The organism is Flavobacterium sp. UBA4854 (assembly GCF_002399805.1).
GTDB lineage: Bacteria > Bacteroidota > Bacteroidia > Flavobacteriales > Flavobacteriaceae > Flavobacterium > Flavobacterium ginsengisoli.
The window spans coordinates 1-9868 of record NZ_DHEI01000162.1 but is presented as its reverse complement, the minus strand read 5'-3'; the positions used below and the strand labels follow the sequence as shown (position 1 = coordinate 9868).

Genomic DNA, 9868 nt, shown 5'->3' with positions numbered 1-9868 from the left:
ATTTCTTCTTGTGAATTATAATAAGTCTGATATCCTATATTACAGTAGTTAAAAAGGTTATTTGGCTCATCAATAATAATTTTTGTCAAATAAGAATTGGCTGAAACTGACTCGTTTTCCTTACCGAAATCAAACTTATTATCAACTGCAACCAAATTTACCATTTGCTCTAAATCATCGTAAGCACGATACAAAGCATAGGTCAAATCTTGAGAACCTCCCAGGACTATAGGAATGACTTTATTCTTAATTAAGGTAGCTGTAACCTTCTTTAATGCATAGTAAGTATCCTCTATAGAATCGCCTGCAAGTATATCACCTAGATCCGCAATTGAAGCATCCCAATTACCAGGAAACATACCATATAGCTTTTTACGTACAGCAGAAAGATTAACCTCGTTAATCATATTAATATTTGTACGGTCTTCTAAAACACCAATTATAGCAATATTAATCTGCTCAATATCAGGAAACTGATCTTGGGTATGAAAGACAACTTTGCTTCCAAGCTCTTGTGAAGACAGCGCTCCGACGAATTTTATAATTCCGTCATTAACTGGTTCTAGAAAATCAAATTCCATTTATATACTTATTTCTTTTTAGCAGCCGTTTTTTTAGCTGGAGCTTTTTTAGCCGTTGTTGTTTTAGCTGCAGTTTTCTTTGCAGGTGTTTTTTTCGCTGGTGTTTTAGCAGCAATCATTTCTTGAACTTGAGCCAATGTTAATTTTGTTGCATCAACATCTTTACTTAATTCAATTTTGATTTTTCCTTTCAGAATTACAGAACGTCCCCAACGGGCTTTCTCTACTACAATTCCCTCCTCTTCCCAGTTATGAATAACTTTATCAATGTTTTTCTGAAGTTTGTCTTCGATCAACTCTTCAACATCAGCTTGAGAAAGATTATCAAAATTATACTTCTTGCTCACATTTACAAAAAGTCCGTTCCATTTAATGAATGGTCCAAAACGTCCCACACCTTTTTGAACACCTTCACCCTTATAAACAGCAATCGGTGCATCTGCAAGTGCTTTCTCGTCAATTAGCTCTTGAGCTCTTTCTTTAGAAACATTAAGCGGATCTTCTCCTCTTGGCAATGAAATAAAAACACTTCCATGACGAACATAAGGACCATAACGACCATTATTCACTTCAACTTCTTCTCCTTTATATTCACCTAAACTTTTTGGAAGCAAGAACAAGTTCAAAGCTTCTTCAAGTGTAATGTTTCCTATATTTTGGTCCGCCATTAAACTAGCAAACTTTTTATCTTCATCATCTGCTTCTCCAATTTGCGCCATTGGCCCAAATTTTCCTAAACGAACAGAAACTTGCCTTCCGTCTGCATCTTTTCCTAAGATCCTTTCACCACTTTCGCGTTCAGCATTCGCTTCAACTTCTTTAACATTCGGGTGAAATTGATTGTAGAAATCCTGCATCATTTTTGCCCAGTCAATATTTCCTTCGGCAATTTCGTCAAAGTCTTGCTCTACTTTTGCAGTAAAATTATAATCTAAAATGTTTCCGAAATTCTTTACTAAGAAATCAGTAACAATAGTTCCAATATCTGTTGGAACTAGTTTTCCTTTATCAGAACCTGTATTTTCTTTCAACACTTTTTCACCAACTTTACTATTTTGTAAAGTAAGCTGTGTATAATTACGCTCTACACCTTCAAGAGTTCCCTTTTCAACATAATTTCTATTGATAATTGTAGAAATTGTTGGTGCATAAGTTGACGGACGTCCGATTCCAAGTTCCTCTAATTTTTTAACCAGAGATGCCTCAGTGTAACGTGCTGGCGGTCTTGAATATCGTTCTGTAGCTGTAATATAGTTATTTGCTAGTTTCTCGTTTACTTTCAAAGCTGGAAGCATTCCTTCTTGCTCTTCTTCATCGTCATCATGACCTTCTAAGTACACTTTTAAGAAACCTTCAAAAAGCAATACTTCTCCAGAAGCTGTAAAAATCTCGCTGTGGTTATCTGCTTCAATTTTTACGTTTGTTCTTTCTAATTGTGCGTCGCTCATTTGCGAAGCCAAAGTTCTTTTCCATATCAAATCGTATAAACGAGCTTGGTCACGATCGATATTTACGGTGTGACGAGACATATCTGTCGGACGAATTGCTTCGTGCGCTTCTTGAGCTCCTTTACTTTTATTTGCAAAAGTTCTCGGTTTAGAGAATTCTTTCCCGTACGATTTTATGATTTCTGCTTGTGCAGCATCCATTGCTTCTTTAGAAAGGTTTACCGAGTCGGTTCTCATATAAGTAATAAGTCCGGCTTCGTATAAACGCTGTGCTAATTGCATGGTGATTCCAACTGGCAAGTATAATTTTCTTGCTGCTTCCTGTTGTAACGTAGAAGTTGTAAAAGGTGCTGTTGGAGATTTTTTGGTAGGTTTAGTTTCTAAATCTGCTACCTTATATTTAGAACCGATGTTTTGATTTAAGAAATCTTCGGCTTCTTTTTTAGTATTGAAGTTTTTTGGAAGTTTTGCTTTGAAAGCTTTTCCTGCTTCGTTTACAAATTCTGCAACAATAGAATAAGTTGCAACTGCATTGAAACTTTGTATTTCGCGTTCTCTTTCAACAATCAAACGTACAGAAACAGATTGTACACGACCCGCTGAAAGTCCTCCTTTAATTTTTCTCCATAAAACTGGAGATAATTCGTAACCCACTAAACGATCCAGAACACGACGTGCTTGTTGTGCGTTTACTAAATTATAGTCAATTTCTCTTGGATTATCGATCGCTTTGAGAATCGCAGATTTTGTAATCTCGTGAAAAACAATACGTTTAGTTTTTTTAGTATCCAGTTTTAATTCTTCCGCCAAGTGCCATGAAATAGCCTCTCCCTCGCGGTCCTCATCGGATGCTAACCAAACCGTTTCGGCATTTTTAGAAAGTGACTTCAGCTTCGTTACCAAGGCTTTTTTATCCGGAGAAACTTCATATTTAGGCTTAAAACCATTTTCTACATCTACTCCTATTTCCTTTGATGGTAAGTCCGCTATGTGTCCATAACTAGACTCCACCTGAAAATCACTCCCAAGAAATTTCTCGATCGTTTTCGCCTTTGCAGGTGACTCCACTATTACTAAATTCTTTGCCATTGCTCTATTTTTCTGCAACAAAAGTATTTATTTTTTTTAAATATTAACCTTACGAATGCATTTTTGAGGTATTTTGATATTATGAAACTTAAAATTGCAGATTTATCTGTAATAATCTCGATAATATATATAGGTATAACTTTTAGTGATTTTTAACCAAGAAATCCCTTTATTTTAGATTGCAGATTTTAGATTTTAGATTTTTTGCAGTTGAATTTAAACTTACAACCAGTACATATCAATTGATAAACAACACATAATCTAAAATCTAAAATCTGCAATCTAATTTTTTTAAAACATTGTTAATTCTTTATCTGACATCTTGTCATATTAGATTCAATTACCCTATCTTTGCACTTTGAATTTTTACAATGGAAAAGATTATTGAAGAAAGCAAACAAGGCGAAAGTCTAGTTTTGGAAAATAAACCTGAGAATACTAAAAAACTATTTATAGAGAGTTACGGCTGTGCGATGAATTTTTCAGACAGTGAGGTCGTGGCTTCCATTTTGTCTGACGGAGGATATAATACCACTTCTGTTTTAGAAGAAGCCGATTTGGTTTTGGTAAACACTTGTTCTATTCGCGATAAAGCGGAGCAAACTATTCGCAAGCGTTTAGAGAAATATAATGCAGTAAAACGTACGAATCCGAAAATGAAAGTGGGCGTTTTGGGCTGTATGGCGGAGCGTTTGAAAAGTCAGTTTTTGGAAGAAGAAAAAATAGTTGATCTTGTGGTTGGCCCAGATGCTTACAAAGATCTTCCGAATTTATTGGCTGAAGTTGAAGAAGGCCGTGACGCCATTAATGTAATTTTATCCAAAGAAGAAACTTACGGAGATATTTCGCCTGTTCGTTTAATGAGCAACGGAATTACTGCTTTGGTTTCGATTACTCGTGGATGTGATAATATGTGTACGTTCTGCGTTGTGCCTTTTACACGCGGACGTGAGCGTAGTCGTGAGCCTCAAAGTATTATGAATGAAATTAAAGATCTTTGGGAAAAAGGCTTTAAAGAAATTACACTTTTAGGACAAAACGTTGACAGTTATCTTTGGTACGGTGGCGGATTGAAAAAAGATTTTGTAAATGCTTCTGAAATGCAAAAAGCAACTGCAGTCGATTTTGATCAATTGTTAGAAATGGTTGCTGTAGGTTTTCCTAAAATGCGTATTCGATTTTCGACTTCAAATCCGCAGGATATGCACGAAAGCATTTTGCATGTTATTGCGAAATATCCAAATATCTGTAAACATATTCACTTACCAGTTCAATCTGGAAGTAATAGAATTTTAAAAGAAATGAATCGTTTGCACTCTCGTGAAGAATATATGGCTTTGATTGACAAAATTAGAGCGATTGTTCCAGATGCTTCGATCTCTCAAGATATGATTGCTGGTTTCCCAACGGAAACCGAAGAAGATCATCAAGATACAATGAGTTTGATGGAATATGTAAAATATAATTTTGGTTATATGTATTCGTATTCTGAGCGTCCAGGAACTTTGGCTGGAAGAAAAATGAAAGATGATGTGGAGGAAGAAACCAAAGCTAGAAGATTACAAGAAATTGTCGATTTACAGCAAAAACATGCTTGGTTTAGAAGCGAAGAATTTGTTGGAAAAACAGTTGAAGTTTTAGTCGAGAAAGTTTCTAAGAAATCTAAAGACGAATTCTCAGGAAGAAATTCGCAAAGTATTACGGTTGTTTTCCCTAAAGAGAATTATAAAATTGGAGATTTCGTAAACGTAAAAATCACAAGCTGCACTAGCGGAACTTTAAAAGGTGAAGCAGTTGGTTTGAGTAGCATGAATTAATTTTTTTTTGCCACAGATTAAAAGGATTAAAATGATTTTTTTTGAATTATTTTTCTTACTTTATTTTAGATTTGTGGTAAAATAAATATTGATGCAACGTTATAGAGAAAAAGACACTTACAAGATTATCGGAATTTGTATGGAAGTACATCGAAATCTTGGACCAGGTCTATTAGAAGTGGTTTACAAAGACGCTTTAGAATTAGAATTTAAAGAAAATAACATTCCTTTTGAAAGAGAAAAGGAATATTCAATTGAATATAAAGGAACTATTTTACCTCATAAATTTTATGCAGATTTCATTATTAATGAAGATATTGTTTTAGAGGTAAAAGCAATAAAAGAATTTTCAAATGAACATATTGCTCAGGTTTTAAACTATATTAAACTATCAGATTCAGAAGTAGGATTGCTTGTAAATTTTCAAACAAAATCTCTACAATATAAAAGATATATTTTATAATTTAGGTAATCTGTGTTAATCATTTTAATCTGTGGCAAAAGAAAAAAATATAAGCCAAAGCTTTAAGTTTTAGGCAAAACCTGAAACTTCAAACAAAAAAACTTGAAACAAAACTATATGGAAACAGTTCAAGCAATAAAACAGCGATTTGAGATTATTGGAAATGATCCGAAATTAAATCGTGCCATTGAAAAAGCCATTCAGGTTGCTCCAACTGATATTTCGGTTATGGTAACTGGGGAAAGTGGTGTTGGTAAAGAAAACATTCCTAGAATTATACATTCGCTTTCACACAGAAAGCATGGTAAATATATTGCCGTAAACTGCGGTGCAATTCCAGAAGGAACTATTGACAGTGAACTTTTTGGTCACGAAAAAGGTGCGTTTACAGGTGCTACAAGTACTCGTGAAGGTTATTTTGAAGTGGCTGACGGTGGAACAATCTTCTTAGACGAAGTTGGTGAATTGCCATTGACAACTCAAGTAAGATTACTTCGTGTTTTGGAAAATGGTGAATTTATAAAAGTAGGTTCTTCTCAGGTTCAAAAAACAAATGTGAGAATCGTTGCAGCAACCAATGTGAACTTATTTAATGCAATTGAAAAAGGTAAATTCCGTGAAGATTTGTACTACCGTTTAAGTACTGTAGAAATTACTTTACCTCCTTTAAGAGAAAGAAAGGACGATATTCATTTATTGTTCAGAAAATTTGTGGCCGATTTTGCCCATAAATACAAAATGCCTCCTTTAAGATTGGATGATGATGCAGTGCAGCTTTTACAGAAATTCAGATGGAGCGGAAACATTCGTCAGCTTCGAAATGTAGCTGAACAAATTTCTGTTTTAGAAACTAATCGCGATATCAGCCTTGCTACTTTACAATCTTATTTGCCAGCCGAAGGAAGCAACCTTCCTTCTGTTATTAGCGACAGTAAAAAAGAAAGTGACTTTAGCACAGAAAGAGACATTTTGTACAAAGTGCTTTTTGATATGAGAAGCGATTTGAACGATTTGAAAAAACTAACTTTGGAGTTAATGAAAAACGGAACTTCTAAAGTGCAGGATATTAATCCAAATTTGATTCAGAAGATTTACGGAAATCAACAAAACGATAGCGAAATTGATTTTGAAGAAGAACCAAGAACTGCTGTTATGACAACTCCTGCTGTTCGCGAAGATAATTATCAAATGCAAGACGACAATTACTTATTTGCCGAAACTATCGAAGAAGAAGAAATCTTACGTTTAGAACAAAAAGAAATCGAAATGATCAAAAAATCATTAGAAAAAAACAAAGGAAAACGTAAAGCAGCAGCTGATGAATTAGGTATTTCTGAAAGAACTTTATATCGTAAAATCAAGCAATTCGATTTATAAAAATAATTAAATTTCAAAAAACAAATTCCAAATTCCAATTACTTATATTTGAACTCAATTGGAATTTTCCCAATAAACATTATGAAAAAAATATATTCTCTTTTTGCTCTTTTAAGCCTTTTTATGTTGAGTGGCTGTTCTGTTTATAATTTTACAGGAACTGGAAAAATCGATGCTAAAACTTTTCAAGTTAACTTCTTTCAGAATAATGCAGATTTAATTGAACCAGGAATCGACAGAACTTTTACCTTGACTTTGCAGGATTTGATCATGAATCAAACCAACCTAAACTTAGTTAGTAATGGTGGAGATTTGGTTTACGAAGGTGAAATTACAGATTACCGAATAACTCCAATGACTGCAACTGCAGATCAACAAGCGGCACAAAACCGTTTATCGATTCGTGTTAATGTGCGATTTATGAATAAAAGGAAAGAAACAGATGATTTTGAAAAATCTTTTGAATTCTATTATGACTTCCCAGGAAGAGACTTGCCAACTGGATCTGTTTTAAATGAAGCAATCAGAGTTATTTTTGAGAGAATCACTCAGGATATCTTTAATGAGTCATTGGCAAAATGGTAGTTTTGCCTGTTTGTTTAATCGTTAAATCGTAAAACCGTTTAATCGATAAAACAGCCAAAAACAAATAAACGATTAAACAATTAACCGATTAAACAAAAAACAAATAATGAACGTTAGCGATTATACCTACTTAATGAACAAACCCGATGCTATTACAGAAAAGCAGGCAGACGCATTAGGAAGTGTTTTGAATGAATTTCCGTATTTTCAAAGTGCGCGTGCATTGCGATTAAAAGGACTTTACAATCAAAACAGTTTTAAGTATAATTATGCTTTAAAAGTTACAGCTGCATACACATCTGATCGTTCTGTTCTATTTGATTTTATCACTTCTGAGGCTTTTACCTCGATTCAAAATGATTTTTACGAACAAAAACTGAGAGATCTTCTTGAAATTACTGTTTTTGACAGTGAAATAATTTCGCCAGAGCAAATTCAAAAGGCAATTGAAGTTAAAACAGATCTTGAAGAGCAACCTATATCGGATACAATTAAAGAAGTTCCAACTCCTTCAATTGAAATGCCATCAGTTGTACAACCTACAAAAGTTGAAGAAGCTGCAAAAGCGGAAGAAATTATACAAGCCGAAGAAATAAAAGCTCATGAACCAGTAATTATAGAAGAGACTAAAAAATTACCAGAAATAGATCCTTCTATTTTTCTTGCAATAAGAGAAGCTCAAACTATAACTTTTGAAAAACCTGCAATAAAACAAGAAGAGCCAAAACCTCTTCCTGAAATAGATCTTTCCATTTTTGCTGCAATAAAAGAAGCGCAATCGGTTACTTATGAAAAACCAGCAATTGTAGAAGAAGTAGAACAGAAAATCGAAATTGTTGAATCTAATACTTCAAATGATGTAGAAGAAGTTGAGACCGCTTCGGTTCCAGAACCAATTCAAACTGAGGAACCTAAAATTGATCGTATTGAAAACTCTATTTTAAGTTCTATAAAAGTTTCTGAAACGCTTTCTGCACCAGAACCAATAAAAATCGAAGAACTTAAAGAAGAACCTAAAAATGAGCGCATTGAAAACTCTATTTTAAGTTCTATAAAAGAAGCAGAAGCTGCAAACGCTGAACAACTTACAGAGGTTAATCCTATTATAGAAGAAACCATCGTAGAAGAACCTGCTACAAATTCGACTGAAGAAGAAGACGATGACAGTGTTATCGAAGAGATGATCATTCCAGAATTTAAAATGAATACTGTTGAGCGTTCTATTCTTTCTTCTATTAAAGAAGCTGAAACAAAAGCACCTGAAGAACCAACAGAAATAATTCAAGAAATTGTCAAAGCTGAAGATAAAGAAGAAGAGATTCGCGAGGAAAATGAGGAACAGCCTCAAGAAATAATTGAAGAAGAAGAACCGAATGAACCTGCCAAAACAGCTACAGAACATTTAGAAATAGGAAAACCATTGGATTTTTCTCTAAATGAAAAACATTCGTTCCAAGAATGGCTTCAATTATCTCGAACAGAACCAATTGACAGATCAAACGAAATTTCTCCAGAAGAACAAGCTAAAATTGAAGCTGCTAAAGAAGAAGAGAGACAAAAGAAGGCTGAAATTATCGATAAATTTATCGAAACCAATCCAAAAATATCTCCAATCAAACCTGGAACAAGTACTCCAGCAGTTCAAATTGAGGCTGCTATAGAGGACAATTCGTATTTAATGACCGAGACTCTGGCCAGAGTATATCTGGAACAAAAGAAATATACAAAGGCAATTCAAGCATATGAAATATTAATTTTGAAATATCCAGAAAAAATTACTTTCTTTGCAGACCGCATATCGGATATAAAGATTTTACAACAAAATAACAATAACAATAATTAAGTAATGAGCACATTTTCAATTTTTTTAGTTTTAATTACAATAGTTTGTTTTCTATTGATCGTAGTTATCATGGTACAAAACCCTAAAGGAGGCGGATTGTCTTCTACCATCAGCGGAACACAGATGTTAGGTGGAGTACAAAAAACAACTGACTTTTTAGATAAAAGTACTTGGACTTTAGCTACTGTTTTAATTGTGCTAATTTTACTTTCAAGCTTAAGCTTCTCTGGATCTTTAAGCGATACTGATTCTAAAATCATTGACAAAACTGAAGCTCCTGCAAACGCGCCAGCAGCTCCAGCACAAGGAAACACTCCTGCTCCTGCAGCACCAGCTACTAAATAATTTTAGCTCAATATAAAAATCTAATGCCAGCCTGTCAAAGCTGGCATTTTTTTTAAGAAATAATGTCAGTTTTTCTAGCATGGCATAGTTTCTGAAAGTTTATAGAACAGAAAAAAATCGTATAACTTATAATAATATAAAATCATGGCTTTAAACATAAAACCGCTTTCAGACCGCGTACTTATTGAGCCTGTTGCAGCTGAAACTAAAACTGCATCAGGTATTTTTATTCCTGATACTGCCAAAGAGAAACCACAAAAAGGAACTGTAGTTGCAGTAGGAAACGGAACTAAAGATCACACAATGACTGTAAAAGTTGG

9 protein-coding genes are annotated in these 9868 nt (G+C 34.0%); 7 read left to right on the top strand and 2 right to left on the bottom strand.

The genetic code is table 11. The annotated features are described in order from the left end of the window. Window positions 1-581: arginase family protein (locus B3J44_RS23345; protein WP_286971808.1), on the bottom strand; the 581-nt coding region annotated here is incomplete at its 3' end. 8 nt (window positions 582-589) lie between these two features. Beyond that, window positions 590-3118 (bottom strand): type I DNA topoisomerase, encoded by a 2529-nt coding sequence (topA, locus tag B3J44_RS23340; RefSeq protein ID WP_286971805.1) that lies wholly within the window; start codon window positions 3116-3118, stop codon window positions 590-592. 371 nt (window positions 3119-3489) lie between these two features. Here topA and miaB point away from each other — a divergent pair, with 371 nt between their 5' ends. The 7 genes from miaB to B3J44_RS23305 form a co-directional block, all read left to right on the top strand. Further along, window positions 3490-4935, top strand: a complete 1446-nt coding sequence (gene miaB, locus B3J44_RS23335) for a tRNA (N6-isopentenyl adenosine(37)-C2)-methylthiotransferase MiaB (protein WP_198854315.1) — start codon at window positions 3490-3492, stop codon at window positions 4933-4935. Window positions 4936-5026: 91 nt separating this feature from the next. Further along, window positions 5027-5398, top strand: a complete 372-nt coding sequence (locus tag B3J44_RS23330; protein WP_286971801.1) for a GxxExxY protein — start codon at window positions 5027-5029, stop codon at window positions 5396-5398. A 117-nt stretch (window positions 5399-5515) separates the two neighbouring features. Beyond that, window positions 5516-6775, top strand: coding sequence for a sigma-54 interaction domain-containing protein (locus tag B3J44_RS23325; protein ID WP_286971799.1), 1260 nt, complete (start codon window positions 5516-5518; stop codon window positions 6773-6775). An 81-nt stretch (window positions 6776-6856) separates the two neighbouring features. Next, a complete protein-coding gene (locus B3J44_RS23320) occupies window positions 6857-7360 on the top strand; it encodes an LptE family protein (protein ID WP_198854318.1) in 504 nt (167 codons plus the stop codon). Between the two features lie 106 nt (window positions 7361-7466). Beyond that, complete coding sequence (locus B3J44_RS23315) at window positions 7467-9203, top strand: tetratricopeptide repeat protein (RefSeq protein WP_286971796.1); 1737 nt, start codon at window positions 7467-7469, stop codon at window positions 9201-9203. Window positions 9204-9206: 3 nt separating this feature from the next. After that, window positions 9207-9548 (top strand): preprotein translocase subunit SecG, encoded by a 342-nt coding sequence (secG, locus tag B3J44_RS23310; RefSeq protein ID WP_286971795.1) that lies wholly within the window; start codon window positions 9207-9209, stop codon window positions 9546-9548. Between the two features lie 144 nt (window positions 9549-9692). After that, window positions 9693-9868 (top strand): co-chaperone GroES (locus tag B3J44_RS23305; RefSeq protein WP_286972004.1); only part of this gene is annotated, 176 nt, incomplete at its 3' end.